Origin of the sequence: Sporosarcina ureilytica, assembly GCF_001753205.1 — a bacterium.
GTDB lineage: Bacteria > Bacillota > Bacilli > Bacillales_A > Planococcaceae > Sporosarcina > Sporosarcina ureilytica.
Genome location: NZ_CP017560.1, coordinates 2,849,941 through 2,872,821, shown reverse-complemented (window position 1 = coordinate 2,872,821; position 22,881 = coordinate 2,849,941). Strand labels below are relative to the sequence as shown.

Sequence of the window (22,881 nt, the reverse complement as noted above, 5' to 3'; positions counted from 1 at the left end):
ACCAATTGTGATAAAATGTACTAGTAAGAACTTTTATTCAGACTGGGGGAATGATCATTATGTTGACGGTAGGAAATATCATGAGGCAAAATGCTCAGAAGTTTAAGGATAAGAAGGCAGTTATATTCAACGGTGAAATTCGTACATATGGGGAATTAAATGATCGAGCAAATCGACTCGCTAATGGATTCAAAGAACGCGGCTATCAAAAAGGGGATAAGGTTGCTGTTCTTATGAAAAATCATGCCGCTTATGTTGATATTATCGTCGGGCTTTCAAAAATTGGCGTCGTGATTGTCCCAATCAATTATCGATTAGTCGGAGCTGAAATTGACTATATTCTTCGAAATTCTGATAGCCGAGGGATTATATTGACTGAGGAGTATTCGAATATCGTAAATCAATTGGAAGCTAAATTGGAGACAATTCTTGTTGTAGGAAATGTAAATTATGAAAGTATGTTAAACTATGAAACATTTATTTCTAATTCATCAAACGAGGAACCAACAACTGCAGTTGAAGAGCATGATACATTTTATATTGGGTATACTTCAGGTACGACTGGGAAGCCAAAAGGGGTTGTAATTTCCCATCGTTCAAGGGTGTTAACGAGTATGGCGGCGGCTTATGAATATAAAATAGCCGAAGAGGACATTCATCTTGTTGCGGGACCGATTTACCATGCTGCTCCTTGGATATTTCTCGTTACCCAGCTATTAGTTGGAGGGACGATTGTCATTCATGACAATTTTGATGCAGAACTGGTTCTTCGAGATATTGAAAAATATCAAATTACGAATACTTTCCTTGCGCCGACAATGTATAACTTCATAGTGAACGTGAAACCTGAAGTGAAAAATAATTTTGATTTGTCTTCAATTCAAGTTTTAATTTCTGCTGGTTCGCCATTGGCTACAAAATCCAAAAAAGATATATTGCACTTTTTTCATGGTGCAGATTTGCATGAGTTTTATGGTTCAACGGAAAGTGCAATCACACTCAATATTAAGCCGAAAGATATTGAATCAAAAGAGCGCAGTGTTGGTCTTCCTTTTCCACTCGTCGATTGTGTAATTTTGGACGACAATAAAGAGCCTGTGAATAAAGGAGAGATTGGTGAATTATATTTTAAAGGACCTTATTTATTGGACGAGTATTATAAAAATCCAGAGGAAACAGCCTCGTCATTTTACAACGAGTATTTTTCAGTTGGTGATATGGCAATACAAGATGAGGAAGGTTTCTACTATATCGTAGATCGGAAAAAAGACATGCTTATTAGCGGAGGTGTGAATATTTATCCGCGGGATATTGAGGAAGTGCTTTATACGCATCCGGAAATTCTTGACGTCGCGGTGATTGGTGTGCCGCATCCAGTATGGGGTGAAGAAGTGAAAGCAATCGTCGTTCCTCGGGAAGGTACGACATTAACGGAGGAAGAGGTGATTGATTACTGCGACGGCAAGATGGCTGGATATAAAAGGCCGAAATCTGTTGATTTTCTCAGGGAGCTACCACGAAATCCCTCCGGAAAGATATTAAAAAATGACTTGAGGGAAAGTTATTGGGCGAATGAAGAAGTGAGAATATGATATGTGATATTTCTATTGCTCGCTAATTCAAACTCCATCCTATTTCAAAGGATGGAGTTTTTTCAATAGTGGTTTTATGCATGTTTCTTTGTCGCTTTTTTACGGGTCGCCGGTTTTTTCTTCGCAGTTGTTTTTGGTTTCGTTTTATCTAGTGATGCTTGCAGGGCGGTCATTAAATCCATCACTTTTGCTGGTGCAGGTTGTTTATCGCTTGCCGCCACTGTCGCATTTTCTGACTTTTTCTCTTCGATTAATTCCATAAGGGCTGTACGGTAGTCGTCCTTATACTTTTCCGGATCAAATGCTGTCGTAAGTTGCTCGACTAACATGAGTGCTGTATCAAGTTCTTTTTTGACAACTTTTTCATCACTCGGGATATTCGGGACGTCTTTTACGAGACGTACTTCGTCTGGAAAATGAATGGTTTCCATAAGTAATGTATCTTGATAGACTCGGATAACAGCAAGTTGTTCTTTTGAGCGAATCATAATTTTTGCAACGCCAATTTTTCCGGAGTCTTCTAAAGCTTTTCTTAAAAGTGCGTAAGCTTTTCCCCCTCCGCTATCTGGTGCCATAAAATAACTGCGTTCAAAATAAATAGGATCGATTTCTTCTAATTTAACAAAGTCGATAATTTCGACCGATTTGTCCTCATTTTCTTTTTTTAGCTTCTCCAAATCTTCTTCATCCAGCACAACAAATTTATTCTTTGAATACTCATACGCTTTGACGATTTCCTCGTTTTGGACTTCTTTCTCACAAACGGGACATGACTTTTGATAATTAATAGGAGAATGACATTCTTTATGCAATTGGCGTAATTTGATATCTTTGTTTTCAGTCGCGGTGTGAAGTTTCACTGGGATATTCACAAGTCCAAAACTGATGCTTCCTTTCCAAACGGTATGCACTGCGTTCACCTGCTTTATCTTTTTCTTATTATGGAAGTTTTTCGTGTATCTATGTATAGAAGTTTTGTGAAATCAAAGGCTAACTAAAAAAGGTGGGCTGCGTGAAATGAAGCCGATGTTATTAACGGATGCAAATGATATTCCTAAAGGAAAAGAATGGATGTATGAAACGAAGTACGATGGATTTCGGTGTATTTTAACGTGGGAAGGAGAAACACCTACTTTGAAAAGCCGGAACGATAAGGAACTTACGCATTTATTTCCGGAAATTATTCAATTTTGCTCAGACATATATGAGAGAATTCAACCTTATTTACCTTTACGATTGGACGGCGAACTTGTTTATTTACGAAATGATTTTCAAAGCGAATTTTCTATCGTTCAGACACGTGGACGCATGCGCAGTGAAACGAGCATCTCAGATCACGTTCAAGCATTTCCATGTCATTATATTGGATTTGATATTTTGAAATTAAAAGATGAAGATTTAACCAATTTATCTTTAACAAAAAGAAAGAAGGCATTACAAAAAATATTTAATGCAACTGAACTTCCGACTTCAGTAAACTATAAAAGCAACAAGCGTCTACAAATGCTCGAAACTTTTACCAATGACGAACATTTGTGGAATAAAATCACTGTACATAACGGCGAAGGCATCATAGCAAAAAGGAAAGGCAGTACATGGATTGAAGGAACGCGGACAAAACAATGGTTGAAAATTAAAAATTGGCGTTACGTTACTGTGATTTTAACGAAATACGATGAAAGCAATGGATTTTTTACAGGCGCAGTATATAAAGAAGGGGAACTAACCGAAATTGTAACGTTTCTTCATGGTTTAGAAGATGAAGAGATAGAGACGTTGCGAACATTATTTAGAACAAATGGAAAGCAAATATCTCGAAATATGTGGGAACTCGCGCCATCGATTTGTATTCAAATTGCTTGTATTAGTTTTGATGGTAAACATTTACGTGAACCAAGATTTCACAAGTTTGATTTTGAAATGAATGCAGCTAACTGTGACTGGAATCAAATGCTTCGGCAGTTACTCCCTATCCCCGAATCAATAGCAATTACACATCCTGATAAGCCAGTTTGGCCTCAAATGGAGATTCGAAAAGAAGACTACTTGTATTACTTACAAAACGTTGCATCGCTTATGCTGCCATTTTTGCATAATCGACATCTTACCGTCATTCGTTACCCGCACGGGGTGCCAGGTGAGAAGTTTTATCAAAAAAATGCACCTGATTATCTACCGGATTTCATAGCTACCTCACGATTGGAGGATATCGACTATATTTTATGTAACGAAATTGAATCATTGTTGTGGCTTGGCAATCAACTCGCCCTTGAATTTCATATCCCTTTTCAAACGATAAATACGGCAAAGCCGACTGAAATAGTTTTTGATTTAGATCCGCCTTCAGTCGAGGAGTTTTCTATAGCTGTCGAGGCGGCTATCCGAATGAAAGCAATATTCGATAAATTTGAACTTGAATCTTTTGTGAAAACGTCCGGTGGAAAAGGTTTACAAATTTATATACCCTTGCCATTTAATCGGCATACTTATGAAGATACTCGTTTATTTACAAAGTTTGTTTGTGACTTTTTGTGTGAACAGGAACCGGATTGGTTTACGACAGAGCGTCTTAAAAAGAATCGTAACAATAAATTATATTTAGATTATGTTCAACATCAAGCAGGAAAAACAATTGTGGCACCTTATTCACCGAGAGGTAATGAGCATTGCTTTATCGCAACTCCATTACAATGGGAGGAAGTCGATTCATCATTAAAGCCTAGCCAATTTACGATTCCCGTCATTTTAGAGCGAATCCATCATCAAAATGATCCATTTCGTGACTTTTTTGATGTAGGAGAGAAGCAAGAATTTGAAAGTGTTTACCGCCAACTGAAAGATTTACTAGGTTAAAAATTAGTCTCACGGCCATTTTGGCGGTACTCAATCAAAGTCACGCTTTTTTCAAGCTGTCAATCATGATTCAGATTTTAGACAAAGGGTATACTTGACAACAAATAGGTCGCAGAGGATGGATAGGATGAGTCAATCAAAACAATCCAAATCGATTCGTTTTTTAAACTTTATTGAGGAAAAAGGAAATCAATTACCTGATCCGATTACAATTTTCATTATTTTTACATTAATGGTAATTGGGCTGTCCCATCTTTTAACTGTGATGGGGACAAGCGTGAGCTTTGAAGGGGTTAACAATGAAACGGGAAAAATTGAAACGCTAACCGTGAAGGCAGTCAGTTTGCTTGCTCCTGAAGGCATTGCGTATATGTTTTCACATGTTGTCTCAAATTTTACGTCATTTGTGGCGCTCGGGCCAGTCCTTGTTGCCATGCTCGGCGTAGGTGTGGCAGAGAAAAGCGGCTATATTAGTGCGCTTATGACAAATACTGTTACAAAAGCACCGAGGAGATTTGTGACGCAAATCGTTGTGTTAATGGGCGTATTATCGAATGTCGCTGCCTCTGTTGGGTATGTTGTCCTAGTTCCGCTGGGTGCAATTATTTTTTTAGGATTTAATCGGCACCCACTCGCGGGTTTATCTGCTGCGTTTGCGGGTGTGGCGGGCGGTTATTCTGCCAATCTTTTTTTAGGAACGAACGATCCGTTGTTAAGTGGAATTACGACGGAAGCCGCAAATATATTAAATGCAAATTATGTCGTGAACCCCACGGATAACTGGTTTTTCATGTTCGTTTCGACATTTCTGATTGTCATTATTGGTACGCTGGTTACAGACAAGTTAATCGAGCCAAAATTAGGGACCTATAAAGAAGTAGATAAAGTCGAGAGGGTTAATAAGATTTCAGTACGTGAGAAAAAAGGTCTTCTTTGGGCAAACGTCTCGATTTTAATTACAATTGCTCTTATTGCACTTCTTGTCATTCCTAAAAACGGCGTATTACGTGGAGTGGGCGGAAGTATTATCCAATCCCCGTTTATGAGCAGCATTATTTTTATGATGATGCTTGTCTTTTTAGTGCCGGGGATTGTATATGGTCTTGTTACGAAAACGATAAGAAACGATAAAGATATTGCAAGGTTAATGGCCTCTTCATTAGAAACGATGTCAGGCTTTATTGTTTTAATCTTTTTTGCTGCCCAGTTTGTGGCATTATTTAATTACACACACTTAGGCACAATTATCGCGGTAAAAGGGGCAACCTTTTTACAAGCGATTCATTTAGATGGTGCGCCACTTCTTGTCGCATTAATTTTCATTACCGCGATCATTAATTTATTTATCGCGGCAGATTCTGCAAAGTGGGCAATTATGGCGCCTGTATTCGTACCAATGTTTATGCAAATGGGAATCTCACCTGAAGTGACACAAGTCGCTTATCGAGTAGGGGATTCTGCGACAAATATTATCTCTCCATTAATGCCGTTTTTTCCATTAGTCGTAGCTTTTGCACAACGATATGGTAAAGAAAATGGCGTAGGCACAGTGATTTCTTTAATGCTGCCTTATTCGATTATTATTTTGATTAGCTGGTCAATCTTTTTCATTATATGGTACGTACTCGGAATTCCGGTTGGTCCGGGAACGAACTTAAATTATTAAGAAAGGGTGAAGGGTATGAGAGTAAAAACAGTATGGACTGGAGGGCGCGCGTTTACTGCGGTCGGCGACTCCGGTTATGATATCAATATGGATGCAACGGAGGCTTATGGTGGTTTAGGAAAAGGAGCGACCCCTACCGAAATGCTTCTTGGCGCCTTAGCCGGCTGTATCGGTATCGATATTACGATGATTCTACGACCTCATTTGGATAAAATTAATAAAATTGAAATCATCACGGACGGCACAAGAAAAGAAGAACCGCCGAAAGGATTTACTGCCATGGAAATCACTTTCGTCATAGAAGGCGACATTGACAGTAAGAAAGTTTGGCGAGCGATTCGTCTTGGAAAAGAAAAATATTGTTCCGTTTCTGATTCATTAAAAGCTGAAGTTGACTTTAAACTAGTATTAAATGGAGAAGAAAGTTAGGTTGTACAATTTATGACGTTGGTGAAAGAAAATCCCTTCTCCTTGAAATTGGAGAAGGGATAGAATTTCACTAACGTTATTTTTTGTAAATATATTGAATTGAAAAATCCTGCTAACCGCCGATTTCCGTTGCGAGCGGACGCTTTCCACGGGCACGGCCTCAGCCTCCTCGTCGCGAAAACCGTGCTCCTGTGGGGTCTTCGGCTCGCGCTGTTCCCGTAGGAGTCGCCGCTCTACACTCCAATCGGCTAAGTGATTGGGGAAAACGTAAGTTCAAATAATTATAGAAAACAAGTGAGTTCCCCTGTAGAATAAAAGTCGACCAAACCATCATCCTGGAGGGAACTAACTTGTCATGTTCTAATAGTATTAAATTTTACTGGATATTCTAGACCCAAATATCATCTTTGAAGATGATTGTGTAGAAGAAGGAAATCATAAAGCGAATTATGAGTTATATCAAGAGATATTAAAAGCCATGACAAATAAGGATTTCAAAGCCTTATCATCCTGTTTAACCAAACCTATTTCACCGTTAATCTCAAACTACATGAGAACAAGTTTAAAAACGTTAAGAAAACATCTTCCGTTCATCGAGAATAGCTTTATTTATCCTTACAATAACGGAAGAATTGAAGGAATCAACAATAAAATTAAAGTCTTGAATTGTGTCGCTTATAGATACAGAAACTTTCAGAATTACAAAAAACGAATCATTTTACATTTCAAACTAAAACCTCCCAAATGGGGATTTAAAGAAAAGCAAGCCCATTTAATTGCAGCATAAATACTTCTGCGGATTTCATGTTTTTGAGTACATACAATTTTATTTTAAAGTACATTTCAGTTGCTTGGAGTGGAAGATGGCGACTCCTTGGGGATTAGCAGGGAGAGAGGTAGTTCACTCTCTCCTAGCTGAGACCCCACAGGAAGAGCCGTTACGAAGAACGGCTTTTGCGAGTAAAAGCGAAGCGTTATGAGCAGCGATATCCAAGTAGGATGCCTTAATTTCTGCCAAAACCATGCAGAAATACGGCAAATCGCAATCTTTGTTTTGCGATTGGCTCAGCGCACGCCCCCAGGAAAGCGTCCATCTGGAACGGAAAGCAACGGTATATTTGGATTATTATATAAAAAAGGACAGTCTCAAAATCAGTTTCACTGACTTTAGACCGTCCTACGACAGATAAACTATAGTCGAGTAAAATTCTTCACCAACGTCATATGACAAAGAACCGAAAGTTAACGAAACGCTTGTCCATAAAATAAAAATCCGTCATTGCCATTAAGCAAGACGGATTTTTTAGTGTTGTCCAATTTAAACACTTATTTTACTACGACGCTTTCGTTCTTTGAAAAAATCTTTAATGATAATCATGAGACGCACGATTACAAGTGCAGTGAGTGCCCCCGCCATATCAAGCATAACGTCTTGGATGGTAGGTGTTCTTCCACCAGTAAGTGACTGACGATATTCATCACCAATTGCAATAAATAACGTAAAGAACGCTGCAAGTAGGAAACGAAAAGACATTTTTGGTAACAAAGTGTAAATTGAAGCGGCAATAAAACCGAAGATGAAAAAATGTGCACTTTTTCTAAGTAGAAATTCTATGAAGTAATAATATCCTCGTTCTTCAACTGATACGGTGATGCCCCAATAGGGAATCTCTAACTTAGAAAGTACCGTTTCAAAAGGTTTTCCAGGTAGTAATTTTTGAAGGTTCGGGACAATAGATTGTTGTTCGTATGTCTGGCCTGACGAAATAAACAGTACAGTTAGTAATAAAAGTAAGATAATAAATTTTCTCATATGAAAATCGTACCATGCTCCAAGTCGATTGTATAGAAAAAATTTAACTTAGAAGTTAGGTTTTTTTATTAAAAGGAAGGCGCATGAGCGGTTCCCTTTTTCGGCAATAAATAGTAACTGATCATTATATAAACAGTGCCAAATCAATAAGCAGACCATTATTTTGCAATCGTTTGCAATTCGCGCGAGGACAAGATACATTTAAGTAAACAGTAATCGAGTTGAGGCTTTTGGGCGAGTCCTATTATTTACCCTGAAGGTCTAAGGAAGTCAATTTTCCAGAAATCGATTGCTCGAAAACTTAAAGGAGAATGATGATCATGGTAGAAAAACAATTTACAGTAATCGATGCGGCAGGAATTCACGCAAGACCGGCATCTGTTTTAGTGAGCACAGCGAACAAATTCCAATCTGATATCCACTTAGTGCATAACGGAAAAGACGTAAACTTGAAATCTATCTTAGGGGTTATGTCACTTGGAATCGGTTCCGGCGCTGAATTTTCCATTCGTGCAACAGGGGCAGACGCAGAAGAGGCGCTAGTCGAGCTCGAAAAAACATTGCAAAATGAAGGACTGGCAAAATAATGAGTTTATTACAAGGGATTGCTGCCTCAAGCGGTATTGCGATTGCTAAAGCATACCGCCTCGTAGAGCCAGATTTATCTTTTACGAAACAAACGATTGAAGATGTAGCCGCGGAAACAGCAAGATTTGAAGCTGCGATGGCAACTTCAATTAGTGAATTAGAAGCAATTCAAATAGTTGCTGAAAAGGAGCTAGGTGCTGAAGAAGCTGCAATCTTCACTGCCCATATTTTAGTATTAAATGACCCAGAACTTATTAACCCGATTAAAGATAAAATTAATTCTGAGAAGGTAAATGCAGAGCAGGCATTAAAAGAAACAACGGACATGTTTATTTCCATGTTTGAAGCAATGGATAATGAGTATATGCAGGAGCGTGCAGCGGATATCCGTGATGTCACAAAGCGAATCATGTCACATCTGCTCGGTGTAAAAATCGTGAATCCTAGTACGATTTCAGAAGAAGTGATTATTATCGCTGAAGATTTAACGCCTTCTGATACAGCACAGCTAAACCGTAATTTCGTCAAAGCTTTTGCAACAGATATTGGCGGACGGACATCTCACTCAGCAATTATGGCGCGTTCTTTAGAAATTCCAGCTGTCGTTGGAACACAACAAGCGACCAAACAAATTCAAGACGGCGATATTTTGATTGTTGATGGATTAACAGGAAAATTACATATTAACCCAACTGATGAAGTAGTCGCTGAATACGAGGCGGAGCAACAAAAGTTTGAAGCACAAAAAGCAGAGTGGGCAAAGCTTGTGAATGAAAAAACAATGACAGTTGACGGTGAACATGTTGAGTTAGCTGCAAACATTGGTACGCCAGAAGACTTAGTAGGTGTCAAGAATAACGGCGGGGAAGGCGTTGGACTTTACCGTACAGAGTTTTTATACATGGGACGCGACCAATTGCCGACTGAAGATGAGCAATTTGAAGCGTATAAAAAAGTGTTAGAAGGTATGGAAGGGAAGCCTGTTGTCGTAAGAACGTTGGATATCGGCGGCGATAAAGAACTTCCTTACTTACAACTTCCGGAAGAAATGAACCCGTTCTTAGGATTTCGTGCGATTCGTCTATGTTTAGAAGAACAAGAGATTTTCCGTACGCAATTACGTGCACTGCTTCGTGCAAGCACATTTGGAAACTTAAAGATTATGTTCCCAATGATTGCAACGCTAGATGAATTCAGACAAGCAAAAGCCATATTAGAAGAAGAAAAAGAAGCATTAGTGTCAGCTGGCGAAAAAGTTTCTGAAGCTATCGAAGTGGGCATTATGGTTGAAATTCCTTCAACTGCAGTACAAGCTGACCAGTTCGCAAAAGAAGTAGACTTTTTCAGTATTGGAACGAATGATTTAATCCAATATACGATGGCTGCAGATCGAATGAACGAGCGTGTATCTTATTTATACCAACCGTATAATCCAGCGATTTTACGTCTTGTGAAGATGGTGATTGACGCTTCACACCGTGAAGGAAAATGGACAGGTATGTGTGGAGAGATGGCTGGCGATGAACTCGCAATTCCACTACTTTTAGGAATGGGATTGGACGAGTTTTCAATGAGTGCAACATCTATTTTACAAGCACGTTCACAAATTCGCGGGTTGAAGAAGAGCGATATGGCGGCACTTGCCGAAGAAGCACTCCAAATGGGAACTGCCGAAGAAGTCGTTCAAGCAGTTAAAGAGAAATTATCATTAATCTCCCAGTAAATGAGTAGTGCACTAGAGTAGAGCAGCATCTTCGAACGAGTAAAATCGTTTCGAGATGCTGTTTTTTATATAACAAGATGCTTTTTATTGATAAGAAAATACATAATGGAGAAGATAAAATGACTAAAAAACTAATTATGTTTGATATTGATGGAACAATTTTAGATCATGAAAGTAAAGTGCCGGCATCAACGAAGGAAGCGATACAATTATTAAAAGAAAAAGGGCATGAAGTAGCCATTGCGACGGGGCGTGCACCTTATTTCATAAACGAACTAAGAGCGTTATTAGAGATTGACTCTTTTGTTTGTTTTAATGGTCAATATGTTGAAATAGATAATGAGGTCATTTACAAGAATCCAACTTCAAAAGAATATTTAAAGAATCTTTTTCATTTCTCATCTGAAAAGGAACATCCACTCGTTTATATGAGTGCAGAGAAAATGAAGTCAACTGTAGAAATGGATCGAGTTATGGAAGGTTGCTTTGCGTCAATAAATATTGACACGAGCCATATCCATGTGAATAGTAGCTATTTTGATGAAATAGAAATTTATCAAACATTGTTGTTTTGTCAGGAACACGAAGAAGCGGCATATCGCAAGTCTATGAAAGATTTGAACTTTATCCGCTGGCACCAAAATTCAGTAGATGTCCTTCCGATGGGCGGTTCAAAGGCGATGGGGATTGAACGATTTATGGAGCATACAGGATTTTCAAAAGAAAATGTCTATGCATTTGGAGACAATTTTAATGACGTAGAAATGCTTCAATTTGTTGGTCATGGTGTGGCAATGGGGAATGCCCCAGAGCAAGTGAAACAGGTTGCGAGATACGTCACGAATGATGTAGGTGAAAACGGTATCGCACATGGTTTAGAAATGGTTGGATTACTTTAATTTATTCACATGTAAAAAGCTCATTCCTCTTGAATAATAAAGAAATGAGCTTTTGCGGCACTACTAGGAGAATCCCTAGTTGGATAGGCGATGTATTCTTTTCCACTTTCCGTCGAAAGTGCCCCAGGGCGGGACAAAGATGTGCCGCGTCTCTGTAGGTATTAGTATATCCTTTCTTCCGGGGAATTATACATTAGATTACTTGTGTTTCTAATAAAACGTTCCAACCTCTACTCTTCGTTATAGAATGCGACAACCTAATTGCTTGAGAGTTGGAACAAAATGAACATATGGCACAATTGAAAAAGGCGTTATCCAAAAACATGTATAGATAACGTCTTTTAATTCAGGATTACAAGGCAGTCTGCTCTAAAGGTTGTGAGTCATCTATTTTATGTGCTAAAGATCTGTAATGAATTTCGGCTTTTAATAAATTAATAAAATAAGGATGTAAATTTAATTCTATCGCTTTGAAGTATGTGTCGATTAACAATTCATCTGACATGTTCTTCATTAAAAAATTCACCTCCAACTTTTTTGTAAGTATCTTTCATCTATAAAATAAACATGATTATGTAGGTTCCCTTTGCTGTATGTTTAATTTACCAAATAAACAATCTTGGAACAACTGTTCCTTTATCCACATTTCAAGTGGATAAGTTGTGGTTAACTTGTTTATAAAGGGGGTAAACATACTCATATCACTTGGGGTTAGTGTGAACAAGGTTATCCACAGAGGAAAAACGACGCGAAATTTGTCGAAAGGTTTTTGTGAATTTGACGAATATTCTTGACGAACAAAAAAAACAGCCATCTAGAAATGGCTGCCAAATTGAAAAATTGAATATAGTAAAGGCGTTAAAATGCGATGGCCGTCCTAATGAACAGTTGAAGTTTTGATGAATCTCCAAAAAGTGACAGAAATAGCAGTAGTAAAGTAGAAAAAGTAAAGAGGTAAACGATACATGCATAAAAAGTATCAAGCCCAACTGATTTTTTAATCAGTAAATAAATCATTAAATAAAATGGTAAAACGATTATTACAAAGAGTGTAGAGATCACGAGTAGTGTAGTTCCGAAAGATATTGAGTTTAAGATGATTAAGATGAAAGATAGTAAAGTAAGTAAAATGAACAACGGGAGGTGGGCGCTGTATAAACTTATCATTACCCTAAAAGAAAATTGAGGACCGAAGAAATGATTAATTAGGTTAAGAGCAACTAAACCAATGCTTATTAAACCTAAAATGATTACAAAAAACCCACCAAAATTAGAGGTGAAAGAAGGTTCGCCCGGAAGGTAAAAGGAATTTAACGCAAGTTGATAAAAACTTAGCCCAACAATCATGGCGAAAAGCAAAATACTAATCATGCCATTTTTGTTTACCTCTTGTTTATGCTTAAAAATATGTGTCGGTTTTTTCAAATAACGTACAAAGTATTGTAGATATAGAATGATCTTCTCTTTTAACTGTTCAAATTGTAAATTTGACTCCATAGTGGCAGGAAAATTATTCGTTTGTTCATTAGAGACAGTTACTGTGGACGGCGTATGATTGATGCGATTCGTCGTATCTAGCTGCACGCCACACATTCCGCAATAATACCCATGATCTTGCTTATGCCCACAATGTCTACATTGCATAGTGTTTTTCCTCCTATCTAATTACTAAGTCAGCCATCGGGAAATATCTGTTGCAGTATATCTACTATATGGATGCTAGGATTGTCCTATGTCATTTTATTGTCAATTAAAAGAAGTTAAGGTAGGTTTATCTTGTTGCGGAGTGGGTCTTAAGGGGTGTTTATTAGGTGACAAAACTTATTATATATGAAAGTAGAACTATTAATACGTATGTGTTACAATATTAGGAAATTACTAATTAATCAAAAGATTAGTTGGTGTTAGTTGAATATGTATAGGGGGTGACTGAAAGAAACTGATAGAATTTGGCAAGATAAATAAGCGTATAATGCAATTGAAAAAGATTGAGAACAAGAGAACCAGTATGACGAATCAATCTTAATAGAAGTTTTTAATACTGAACTAGCTAAGCCGTATCATCAAAGGAAAATTACTATTTAGTGAGAAGAGAGGGAATGCAAATGGAGAAAAAGACACACATTATTTGGGGGAATTCTTCTTTAAGTAAAAATAGAATTAATTTATTGAGAATGAACGGTATGGAAGAAATATTTGTATTGGATCAGGAACAGTCCTCAATTGTGAAAGAAGAGAATGATGTTGTTTATTTTTCAATGAAATTTGCACCATTACTGATGAAGGATAGCCCTGGGAGGGTACATCATTGGTTCATGTATATTCCACCGGGGTCAAGGAAAAACAGAGTCAAGAAAGATGAAACAAATCCCTAATGGCGGCTAGCAAACCCCACGAAATCACCTACATGATATACTAGTAATTGATGAATGGAATTCAATCTAGGAGTGTGGAGTGAATGAAAAATTATCTGGAACGTCAGGAAGAAGAAATGCTAACTTTACTTGAAAAGCTAGTAAATATCGATAGTGGATCAATGAATAAGGCGGGCGTTGATAAAGTCGGGCAAATTTTATTAGAGGAATACGAAAAGTTGGGGTTCCAAGTTGACGTCATTCCACAAGAAGTTCAAGGTAATCACTTAGTTATCCGTCATAAAAAAGCAACAACACCTACAATTATGGCGGTAGCCCATATGGATACCGTTTTTAAGGAAGGGACAGTAGCAGAAAGACCTTTTACGATTCATGAAGGACGTGCTTATGGACCCGGAGTGATTGATATGAAAGGTAGCCATGTGTTACTACTATTTGCATTGAAAGCGATACGTGAAAAAAATAGTAAAACCCTTGAAAATATAGAAATCATTTTAACGAGTGATGAAGAAGTAGGTTCACATACATCGAGAGAACTAATTGAAAGTCTTACCGAGCATAAAACGTATGCGTTAATTATGGAACCTGCGAGACAAGATGGTTCACTTGTTACAGCACGTCGGGGAGTCGGTGAATATTCATTACACGTCACCGGGAAAGCTGCACATTCAGGTGTTCAGCCACAAGCGGGCAGTAGTGCAATAGAGGAGTTGGCCCAAAAAATCATCAAATTACATAAGCTCACAAACCACGCAGAAGGCATTACGATAAATGTGGGTGTGATAGAAGGTGGTACGACAGTAAATACAGTTGCTCCTTCCGCGGTTGCTCATGTAGATGTGCGCATCGATAAAATTGAACAAGCTAACTGGATTGAGCGGCAAATCGCAACTATCTGTGCAACGCCGGATGTTGAAGGCACGACAATCGAGTTAAAAGGTGGAATTGAACGACCACCGATGGTTAAAAATGAACAAACAATCGCACTACTAGAAAAAATTCAGGAAGTAGGGCGTAATCTGGGTATTGACGTTAAAGACATGGCAACTGGTGGCGGTTCTGATGCTTCATTTACGTCTGCCAAAGGAATTGCGACGATCGATGGGCTTGGACCAATTGGCGGACATGCACATAGTGAAGAGGAATATTTAGAAATCGCAAGCCTAACAGAACGAGCTCTTTTATTAGCTTGCACAATTCAAAAGTTAACGGATGAAGCGTAGTAATAATGTTTTAATATATAGTGAAGTTGAATGAGAATTCCGAGGATATTAACTTGATTTAGCAGAAGTCCTTACTTTTATATGAGAACTCTACAATGGACCCTATTTGGTAATATCGGAAATTGTTGATATTACAATAGGGTTCTTTTTTCATTTAATTTTGATATTTTGAACTGCACCTGTTTCGTTAAATATAAGGACAGGGTAGTAAAGTGAAGGGAAACAATTTCTCATCTTTCAACATAATTTCAATAAGTGAATTTGTCGCTTTTCTAAGAAAAAAATAGATCTATGTTATAATAATTGAATGAAAAGTTGATTGTTATCTTTCGAAGTTAAAAGGAGAAATATATGAAAAAGATTATCGTATTTAGCAATATGTATCCAACGAAAAATCATCCGACGTTTGGGATATTCGTAAAAAACCAAGTGAATCAGCTAAAAGAAGCAGGAGTAAACCTTGAAGTGATTGCAATCGATGAACCTGGAAAGGGGAAAGTATTAACATTAAAGAAATATTTTTCTTGGTTCATGCGTTCAATGAAATATTTAGTGCAAAATAACAAGAATATATCAATGACTCATGCCCATTATGCTTTTCCAACAGGTGTTATTTCATTAATTGGGAAAAGAATATTCAAAATTCCTTATGCTGTTACGGTTCACGGCGGAGATATAGATAAAATGGCTGGTAAGCATTCAAGCATTCAAAAAATGACACGAAAAATCTTACAGGGAGCAGAAGCGGTTATCGTGGTCGGTGAACAGCTAAAACAAGATGTGATTACACGATTCGGTGTAAGTAAAGAAAATGTTGAAGTTTTAAGTATGGGTGTTGATACGAAGGTTTTTAAAAAGTACACGCAGTCAGAAGTGAGAAATTTACTTGGTATTCATGATGATGGGGAAATAATTCTATTTGTGGGAAATGTGATTCGCGAGAAAGGAGTCGCCGAACTCATTCAAGCGTATGCTAAGTTAAGAGATAGGTTTCCGAATAGTTCATTATATATTTTAGGTTCACAGCGGAACGACACATTTATCAAAGAATTGGGCTCGATGATTCAAGCGCAAGATCTTTCGAATGTTCATTTTATAAAGCCAATCCAACAAGAAGGGGTAGCTAAATGGATGGCGGCGGCAAATGTGCTCGCATTACCTTCTTACCATGAAGGGTTTGGGCTCGTTGCACTAGAAGCAATGGCGACTGGAACGCCCGTTGTCGGTTCAGATGTCGGTGGATTATCTTATTTATTACAAGATGGGACAGGTGTTCTGGTCCGTCCGAAAGAAGTAGAGTCATTAGCAGACGGCCTAGAAGAAGTGTTGATAGATGAAAATAATGTTTTTAAAAAAGATAAAATGAAAGCGATGGTAAAGAAGCATTCTACAGAAACGATTTTACAAAGATTGCTTACGATTTATAGTCGTGTGGGACGCTAATTTACTGCGACAGGAGAGATAGTGTGCATAAATTAATAAAGATTATCGGGACTGTCGCGGTGATTAATATTGTTGCACGGTTACTTGGTTTTTTAAGAGAAGTTGCAATCGGATATAAGTATGGCACATCCACAATGGCTGATGCGATAGCTGTTGCTTATACAATCCCAAACTTTATCTATTTGGTAGTAGGAGGGGCGCTAACTACAGCCTTTATATCTGTGTATCATTCTTCTGATTCCGATAAAAACTATTTTGTAAGAAAAGCATTTACATCGGTATTGGTAACTGTACTTACAATAGTAGTTTTAATAATATTATTGACTGATCCGATATTACATGTATTCTTCAGTGAACTAAATCCGGATAATAATAGAATCGTCCGCAACTTATTTTTATGGATGATGCCTTCTACAATTTTTCTTGTATTATCCACATGGATGAGCGGATTACTAAATCTAAATGGCTTATTCACGCTTTCGAGTGTGGCCATCCTCATATATAATTTATTATTTGTCTTGATTGGGTTCACTTTTACTAGTGTATTTGGTCCATTATCTTATGGGATAGGCGCTTTTGTAGCTGCGGTAGTTATGGGGGGATTTTTATATGTGGGTTTGCGTAAATCTCAACCGTATTCATTTAAACCGTTATTTACAAAATCTCCTGATGTCATAAGAATGTGGCGAATCGCATTACCGATTTTACTCGGCGGTGCTTCTTTACAATTTTATTTTATTATTCATCGAATTGTAGCTGCCGGACTTGAGCCAGGGGTTATATCATCTGTCAATTATGCATCCAAACTGACTGGTTTCCCGCAAGCTATTATGATGACCGCAGTTACAACAGTCATTTATCCGCTTCTAAGCAAGAAGGAGGGAGAGGGGGACGATAAAACAATCCGAAGTTTATATAGAAAAGGAATGGTTTATCTCGTCTCATTGCTAGTTCCTGTGACGGTGATTGCTTACATTTTTGCGGAGCCTCTTGTTACGCTCGTTTTTGGTTATGGGAATTTTACGCAAGAATCAATTGACCAAACGGTACCTATTTTTAAAGTGTTTGCCTTATCGATGTTTTTCCTTGCATCAAACACGTATATTACGAGATTCTATTATGCGAAAGGTAATTCCGTTATTCCTGTTTTATTTAGTATTATTAACGTATTTGTTGTGAACCTCATCGTTATCTACTCTTTATTAGGTTCGTTTGGTGCGTCTGCGATTGCTTATGGAACTGTCTTTAGTTCGGCTTCTAATTTTGTCATGCTTTTTATTTATGCGAAAATGAAGTGGAGACTGTAAAGAAATTACTATGAGCTGCAATCTTAAATTTGCAGTATAGAATAGTTAGTATGAAATTAGAAGCCTACATGTTCTCTTTTGAGAATATGTAGGCTTCTTATTGTTGGTGCATTGATTTTCACAAAAAGAAGTTGTCTTTTCCAATCTTCTCGTAAAGTCCGCCTTTCTTGAATAAAATCATTTTATCTTTTGGTAGGCTTTTCATTATCACACGAATACCAGATTCTTTTGCATCGTCGATTAAATCAAAAAGTACAGCTTCTCCTGTAGCGTCAATGACAGAAACGTGTTCCATGTCGATGATGATGCTTTTTATATCGTCTGATAAAATGACTGGGTAGGCGTCCTCGAAAGACTTCGCGGTACCGAAAAATAAAGGCCCATCAAGGCTGTATTTTTTTAGGGATGTTTCATCGCCATGACCGAATTTGATAATCTCGACATCCGAAAGTTTTTCAACTTTCAAATGAAGTTTATTAATCATTTTTCGGATAAATGAAATGACTGCAATTAAAATCCCAACTTGAACCGCAACTGTTAAATTAACGAAAATCGTTAATAGAAAAGTAGTTAACAAAACGATCGTATCGCCGGATCGTAAAGAAAGAATATGTGAAAATGCTTTTCGTGCACTCATATTCCAGGCGACGAACATTAAAATAGGTGCCATTGCTGCAAGGGGAATATAAGCCGCGTATGGCGCAAGAAGAAGAAGGAATGCAAGTACAAAAAGACTTTGTATAACTCCAGAAACAGGACTGACCGCACCTGAACGAATATTCGTCGCCGTACGTGCGATTGCTCCTGTGGCGGGAATTCCTCCAAATAATGGCGTGACAATATTTGCGATACCTTGCCCGAAAAGTTCTCGTTTAGAGCTATGGTTTTCGGTTCCCTCAGCTTTCATGCTATCTGCAACAACTGCGGATAGAAGAGATTCAATAGCCCCTAATGCTGCGATCACAAGGGCTGGCGTCCATAGGGTAACAATTTTGGATAATGTTATTTCTGGAAAGCGAAAAGCAGGAAGTGAATTAGGAATACCTCCAAAAGTAGTACCAATTGTCTCCACTTTTCCAGGGAAAATTGCGATAGATGCAAGTGTCGGAATTAGAAGTGCAACAAGTAGGACAGGAACTCGAGGTGCAATTTTAGGTAAAATAAAAATGACCACCAGTCCAATAATAGCAATTAAAATACTATACAAATTTACAGTGTGAAACTGTTTAACGATTCCTATCATGTCTTCGTGGAAAAATTCATGTCGTTGAAGCCCTGTCAAACCAAAGAAATTTCCAAACTGTCCAGTAAAAATAATAACAGCAATCCCAGTTGTAAATCCGATTGTCACCGATTTTGGAACAAAGTGGATTAAATTGCTAACGCCTACAAAACTCATGATGACAAGGAATATTCCGGCCAGAAAACCTGCGATTAACAGTTCTTCATAACCGTATTGTAGTACGATGGCAAGTAAAATTGGGATAAATGCGCCTGTTGGTCCGGCAATTTGATAGCGTGAACCACCAAGAAGGGCTACGAGAAATCCCGCGATGATGGTCGTGTAAATTCCATACTCAGGTTTTACGCCAGACGCAATTGCAAAAGCCATCCCTAGTGGAATCGCTACAATCCCAACCGTAATACCCGCAATTAAATCTTTACGAAAGCTTGCCGCATTATAATGTTGAAAGCGATTATCCTTGAACAATTGATTCACTCCGTTCAAGTTATTTTAAATGAAAAATTCACTCTATTATTAAGTGTAGCGAAAGAAAGCCGTCACTGCAAGGGATTGAGAGGGAAATCTCGCATCGTTGAAACTGCAATTTTCATAAAGTCCAGCAAATAAATGGATTTTTGAATAAAAAAGCGATATTGCTACTTTTTAGTAGGCAATATCGCTTTAAATTGTTGACTATCATTATTAATGATAGTTTATATAACGCTCACAATCATCATCCATGTTTCCGTTCTGGCGTGAATTGGCTAATGATGATTCCGATAAGTGCACCAACAATCGCTGGAAGTAGCCAACCAATTTGCTGTTCATAAAGTGGTAAGTGTGAAAGGATCGACGTGACAGGTTTTACATCAATATCTGCCACTTTTAATCCATCGAAAACGCTAATTACTGCAGTGCCTAATAATGCTAAAATATAGACGATTGGTTTTCTGCCAAATGATTTATCGATGAATGACATCATCATTAATACAATCGCCAATGGATAGACCATCATTAAGACTGGGATAGAAATTTGGATCAGCTGTGTTAAACCAAAATTTCCAATGATCGTACTGAACCCTGCAAAGAGGAATACGTATACTTTGTACGACAGTTGTGGAAATGTTTCTTCAAAGTATTGGGCGCATGCTGATACGAGCCCAATTGAAGTGGTTAAACAAGCAAAAATAATCGTTAAAGCTAGAATAGTAGTGCCCGCACTTCCGTACAAGTATTTAGAAGCAAGCGCTAAAATTGCCCCGCCATTATCTTGTAATCCAATCGCATCTACGCTTGTTGCGCCGATATAGCCAAGGGAAACATAAACAAGTGTCAACCCAACTGCAGCGATAATCCCGGCAATAATGGTTGCTTTAAAAGCAGGTCCTTTTTTTGTTATACCTTCCACCTTTAGGGCGTTTATTATAATTATTCCGAAAACGAGTGCCGCGATTACATCCATTGTCAAATAACCTTCTACAAAGCTTCGGAAGAATGGTTGAATTGCATAATCCCCATGTGCTTCTTGGATACTCCCCATCGGAGTGATTAAACTTTTTATGACCAGAGCACCAATTATGATAAATAAGATTGGTGTTAAGATTTTGCCAATTCTGTCCACTAACTTAGCTGGATTTAATGCAAGTGCAACAGTAATTGTAAAGAATACAATTGTAAACAACAGAAGCGGCCAACTTGAATCAGCTACATTATTTGTTAGAAACGGAACGATTCCGATTTCATAAGAGACCGTTGCAGTCCTTGGAATGCCGAAAAACGGACCTATTGCCATATAAATAATCATTGTAAAAACAACACCAAAAGCTGGATGTACACGACTCGCAATCGACTGAAGTCCTCCGCTTTCTCCTGTGTTTGAATTTGCAATGGCAAGTACGGCTACAAGCGGTAGGCCAACCCCTGTAATTAAAAATCCGAGCATCGCGATAACTAAGTTGTTCCCGGCCATTTGACCAAGAGCCGGTGGAAATATTATATTTCCGGCGCCTAAAAATAGCGCGAAGAGCATTAGCCCAATTATAAAGTTTTTTCGAAGTGTCACAATATTTGCAGCTCCTTGAAATTATGAATCTTTTAAACCAATCATTAGTATAACAAAATTTTCGACAAAAAACGAAGGTAAATGAAAAAAATGTCGAAACTTGCTAGATTTGTTCAGAGTATGGCATTCTAATATTCAGAAGAATTCTTCAATTTACGATTAACATTATGGTGTGTAAAATATAAATATAGCGCTTTCATAGGGGGTTATTAAAATGGAATCAGCAGAATTCATGCGCAATCTTATCGTCGAGACACCTTCTTCGCCTGGTAACTTTGCTAAAGTTGCTTTAGCGATTGGCTCACTTGAAGGAGATATTGGCGATATTCAAACGATAAAAATTGGAACATTGTCTACAATCCGTGATGTATCAATTCATTGTAAGGACGAAGAACATCTTATCTCTATCGTTGAGGCGATCAACCAAATTGGAGATGGCATTACTGTCCATGCAGTTACAGACGATGTATTGCAAGCACATGAGGGCGGAAAAGTTCATATGAAGAGTCGTATGGAAATTCGCTCTCTCGGCGATTTGCGTCGGGTTTATACGCCTGGGGTCGCGAACGTATGTGAGATGATTAAAGAAGATCCTGAACAAGCAAATTACTTTACAGGTATCTCCAATTCAGTTGCCATCGTGACAGATGGGACGGCGATTTTAGGTCTTGGTGATATTGGACCTGTTGCTGGAATGCCTGTCATGGAAGGGAAGTCCGTGTTATTCGATCAGTTCGCAGACATTAGCGGTGTCCCCATTTTATTAAGTACGACGGATCCAGATGAGATTGTCCAAACGGTGAAAAATATTTACCAAGGTTTCGGTGGTATTTTACTGGAAGATATCGGGTCCCCCCATTGTTTTGAAGTTGAAGAACGATTGAAAAAAGAATTGCCAATCCCAGTCATGCATGACGACCAGCATGGAACAGCTGTTGTCACCCTCGCGTCTATCATTTCTGCCTGTAGACAAGCAGGTGTTAAATTATCGGACTCTGTCGTTGGACAAATCGGTTTAGGAGCAGCGGGATTAGCGATTAGCCGAATGCTCATGGCCTATGGTGTGAAAGGGGTACTCGGCATTGACAGAGACGATGCTGCTTGCCAACGTCTTGTAGAACACGGAGGTACGATCGCAAAGTCGTTAGAAGAACTTATGGAGACATGTGATATTGTCGTCGCCACTACGGGTGTAGCGGGACTTATTAAGCCTGAAATGGTGCGGAAAGGACAAGTTATTTTAGCACTTTCAAATCCAAATGCAGAAATTGAACCAGCAGTTGCTTTAAAAGCGGGTGCTGCATTTGCAGCAGATGGTCGTCTTGTTAATAACATCCTTGGGTTTCCGGGAATTTTTCGCGGTGCACTCAATGCACAGGCGAAGGAAATTACATACCCTATGCTAATTGCTGCCGCCCTTGCGATTGTCGATAGCACGAAATCGGGAGATCTTGTGCCACATCCACTAGATCCAACTGTCCACGAAAATGTAGCTGCGGCGGTTGAACGGGTTGCTTCAGAAAGTCTATAAATCAACAAAACTACGATGCTATTTTGTATAATGCAATGCATCGTAGTTTTTTTATTGTAAAGAGAGGCAAGAATGCTTGCTTTGATGAATCCAGACATACTACTCAACCATATAATGTTTAAAGTAGAGGGATTTGGTCAATTCCTATAATG

19 protein-coding genes are annotated in these 22,881 nt (G+C 38.3%); 13 read left to right on the top strand and 6 right to left on the bottom strand.

From position 1 onward, the window contains the following. Positions 1-59: 59 nt before the first annotated feature. On the top strand, positions 60-1,592 hold the full coding sequence (locus BI350_RS14145) for a class I adenylate-forming enzyme family protein (RefSeq protein ID WP_075528729.1): 1,533 nt from the start codon (positions 60-62) through the stop codon (positions 1,590-1,592). A gap of 74 nt (positions 1,593-1,666) precedes the next feature. Here the strand turns inward: BI350_RS14145 and ku are convergent, their stop codons facing one another. Next, entirely contained in the window at positions 1,667-2,503 is an 837-nt protein-coding gene (ku, locus tag BI350_RS14140; RefSeq protein ID WP_075528728.1) for a non-homologous end joining protein Ku, read from the bottom strand. A 106-nt stretch (positions 2,504-2,609) separates the two neighbouring features. On the opposite strand from ku, the gene BI350_RS14135 reads away from it, so the two are divergent. From BI350_RS14135 to BI350_RS14120, 4 genes are all read left to right on the top strand, one after another. After that, a complete protein-coding gene (locus tag BI350_RS14135; RefSeq protein WP_075528727.1) occupies positions 2,610-4,445 on the top strand; it encodes a DNA ligase D in 1,836 nt (611 codons plus the stop codon). A gap of 127 nt (positions 4,446-4,572) precedes the next feature. Further along, positions 4,573-6,111, top strand: a complete 1,539-nt coding sequence (locus BI350_RS14130) for an AbgT family transporter (RefSeq protein ID WP_075528726.1) — start codon at positions 4,573-4,575, stop codon at positions 6,109-6,111. 15 nt (positions 6,112-6,126) lie between these two features. Continuing rightward, positions 6,127-6,540 (top strand): OsmC family protein, encoded by a 414-nt coding sequence (locus BI350_RS14125; protein ID WP_075528725.1) that lies wholly within the window; start codon positions 6,127-6,129, stop codon positions 6,538-6,540. 478 nt (positions 6,541-7,018) lie between these two features. Beyond that, positions 7,019-7,327 (top strand): transposase, encoded by a 309-nt coding sequence (locus tag BI350_RS14120; protein ID WP_075528724.1) that lies wholly within the window; start codon positions 7,019-7,021, stop codon positions 7,325-7,327. 531 nt (positions 7,328-7,858) lie between these two features. Here BI350_RS14120 and BI350_RS14115 read toward each other — a convergent pair. Then, complete coding sequence (locus BI350_RS14115) at positions 7,859-8,353, bottom strand: VanZ family protein (RefSeq protein ID WP_075528723.1); 495 nt, start codon at positions 8,351-8,353, stop codon at positions 7,859-7,861. Between the two features lie 320 nt (positions 8,354-8,673). On the opposite strand from BI350_RS14115, the gene BI350_RS14110 reads away from it, so the two are divergent. The 3 genes from BI350_RS14110 (at position 8,674) to BI350_RS14100 (ending at position 11,563) form a co-directional block, all read left to right on the top strand. Next, positions 8,674-8,940: a phosphocarrier protein HPr gene (locus BI350_RS14110; RefSeq protein WP_075528722.1), complete on the top strand. Its 267-nt coding sequence runs from the start codon at positions 8,674-8,676 to the stop codon at positions 8,938-8,940. Further along, on the top strand, positions 8,940-10,664 hold the full coding sequence (ptsP, locus tag BI350_RS14105) for a phosphoenolpyruvate--protein phosphotransferase (RefSeq protein WP_075528721.1): 1,725 nt from the start codon (positions 8,940-8,942) through the stop codon (positions 10,662-10,664). Before BI350_RS14110 ends, ptsP begins: the two co-directional genes overlap by 1 nt. A gap of 119 nt (positions 10,665-10,783) precedes the next feature. Then, a complete protein-coding gene (locus tag BI350_RS14100; RefSeq protein ID WP_075528720.1) occupies positions 10,784-11,563 on the top strand; it encodes a Cof-type HAD-IIB family hydrolase in 780 nt (259 codons plus the stop codon). 352 nt (positions 11,564-11,915) lie between these two features. Here BI350_RS14100 and BI350_RS14095 read toward each other — a convergent pair whose 3' ends face one another. Continuing rightward, a complete protein-coding gene (locus BI350_RS14095) occupies positions 11,916-12,077 on the bottom strand; it encodes a sporulation histidine kinase inhibitor Sda (protein WP_075528719.1) in 162 nt (53 codons plus the stop codon). Between the two features lie 344 nt (positions 12,078-12,421). Beyond that, on the bottom strand, positions 12,422-13,207 hold the full coding sequence (locus BI350_RS14090) for a hypothetical protein (RefSeq protein ID WP_075528718.1): 786 nt from the start codon (positions 13,205-13,207) through the stop codon (positions 12,422-12,424). A gap of 461 nt (positions 13,208-13,668) precedes the next feature. Between BI350_RS14090 and BI350_RS14085 the strand changes: the two genes are divergently transcribed. From BI350_RS14085 to murJ, 4 genes are all read left to right on the top strand, one after another. Continuing rightward, positions 13,669-13,938: a hypothetical protein gene (locus tag BI350_RS14085; RefSeq protein ID WP_075528717.1), complete on the top strand. Its 270-nt coding sequence runs from the start codon at positions 13,669-13,671 to the stop codon at positions 13,936-13,938. A gap of 83 nt (positions 13,939-14,021) precedes the next feature. Continuing rightward, positions 14,022-15,161, top strand: coding sequence for a M20 family metallopeptidase (locus tag BI350_RS14080; protein WP_075528716.1), 1,140 nt, complete (start codon positions 14,022-14,024; stop codon positions 15,159-15,161). Between the two features lie 351 nt (positions 15,162-15,512). After that, positions 15,513-16,604 carry a glycosyltransferase gene (locus BI350_RS14075; RefSeq protein WP_075528715.1) on the top strand — a complete coding sequence of 364 codons (1,092 nt, stop codon included), beginning with the start codon at positions 15,513-15,515 and terminating at the stop codon, positions 16,602-16,604. A gap of 23 nt (positions 16,605-16,627) precedes the next feature. Then, positions 16,628-17,911 carry a murein biosynthesis integral membrane protein MurJ gene (gene murJ / locus BI350_RS14070; RefSeq protein ID WP_075528714.1) on the top strand — a complete coding sequence of 428 codons (1,284 nt, stop codon included), beginning with the start codon at positions 16,628-16,630 and terminating at the stop codon, positions 17,909-17,911. A gap of 118 nt (positions 17,912-18,029) precedes the next feature. Here the strand turns inward: murJ and BI350_RS14065 are convergent, their stop codons facing one another. Continuing rightward, entirely contained in the window at positions 18,030-19,622 is a 1,593-nt protein-coding gene (locus BI350_RS14065) for a SulP family inorganic anion transporter (protein WP_075528713.1), read from the bottom strand. Between the two features lie 247 nt (positions 19,623-19,869). After that, on the bottom strand, positions 19,870-21,165 hold the full coding sequence (gene brnQ, locus BI350_RS14060) for a branched-chain amino acid transport system II carrier protein (protein WP_075529394.1): 1,296 nt from the start codon (positions 21,163-21,165) through the stop codon (positions 19,870-19,872). Positions 21,166-21,412: 247 nt separating this feature from the next. Between brnQ and BI350_RS14055 the strand changes: the two genes are divergently transcribed. Then, positions 21,413-22,729 (top strand): NAD-dependent malic enzyme, encoded by a 1,317-nt coding sequence (locus tag BI350_RS14055; RefSeq protein WP_075528712.1) that lies wholly within the window; start codon positions 21,413-21,415, stop codon positions 22,727-22,729. Positions 22,730-22,881 lie beyond the last annotated feature (152 nt).

Coding starts and splice junctions, on each gene's coding strand:
- BI350_RS14145 (WP_075528729.1), top strand. CDS start 60: ATGTTGACGGTAGGAAATATCATGAGGCAAAATGCTCAGAAGTTTAAG.
- BI350_RS14135 (WP_075528727.1), top strand. CDS start 2,610: ATGAAGCCGATGTTATTAACGGATGCAAATGATATTCCTAAAGGAAAA.
- BI350_RS14130 (WP_075528726.1), top strand. CDS start 4,573: ATGAGTCAATCAAAACAATCCAAATCGATTCGTTTTTTAAACTTTATT.
- BI350_RS14125 (WP_075528725.1), top strand. CDS start 6,127: ATGAGAGTAAAAACAGTATGGACTGGAGGGCGCGCGTTTACTGCGGTC.
- BI350_RS14120 (WP_075528724.1), top strand. CDS start 7,019: ATGACAAATAAGGATTTCAAAGCCTTATCATCCTGTTTAACCAAACCT.
- BI350_RS14115 (WP_075528723.1), bottom strand. CDS start 8,353: ATGAGAAAATTTATTATCTTACTTTTATTACTAACTGTACTGTTTATT.
- BI350_RS14110 (WP_075528722.1), top strand. CDS start 8,674: ATGGTAGAAAAACAATTTACAGTAATCGATGCGGCAGGAATTCACGCA.
- ptsP (WP_075528721.1), top strand. CDS start 8,940: ATGAGTTTATTACAAGGGATTGCTGCCTCAAGCGGTATTGCGATTGCT.
- BI350_RS14100 (WP_075528720.1), top strand. CDS start 10,784: ATGACTAAAAAACTAATTATGTTTGATATTGATGGAACAATTTTAGAT.
- BI350_RS14095 (WP_075528719.1), bottom strand. CDS start 12,077: ATGAAGAACATGTCAGATGAATTGTTAATCGACACATACTTCAAAGCG.
- BI350_RS14090 (WP_075528718.1), bottom strand. CDS start 13,207: ATGCAATGTAGACATTGTGGGCATAAGCAAGATCATGGGTATTATTGC.
- BI350_RS14085 (WP_075528717.1), top strand. CDS start 13,669: ATGGAGAAAAAGACACACATTATTTGGGGGAATTCTTCTTTAAGTAAA.
- BI350_RS14080 (WP_075528716.1), top strand. CDS start 14,022: ATGAAAAATTATCTGGAACGTCAGGAAGAAGAAATGCTAACTTTACTT.
- BI350_RS14075 (WP_075528715.1), top strand. CDS start 15,513: ATGAAAAAGATTATCGTATTTAGCAATATGTATCCAACGAAAAATCAT.
- brnQ (WP_075529394.1), bottom strand. CDS start 21,165: ATGCTCTTCGCGCTATTTTTAGGCGCCGGAAATATAATATTTCCACCG.
- BI350_RS14055 (WP_075528712.1), top strand. CDS start 21,413: ATGGAATCAGCAGAATTCATGCGCAATCTTATCGTCGAGACACCTTCT.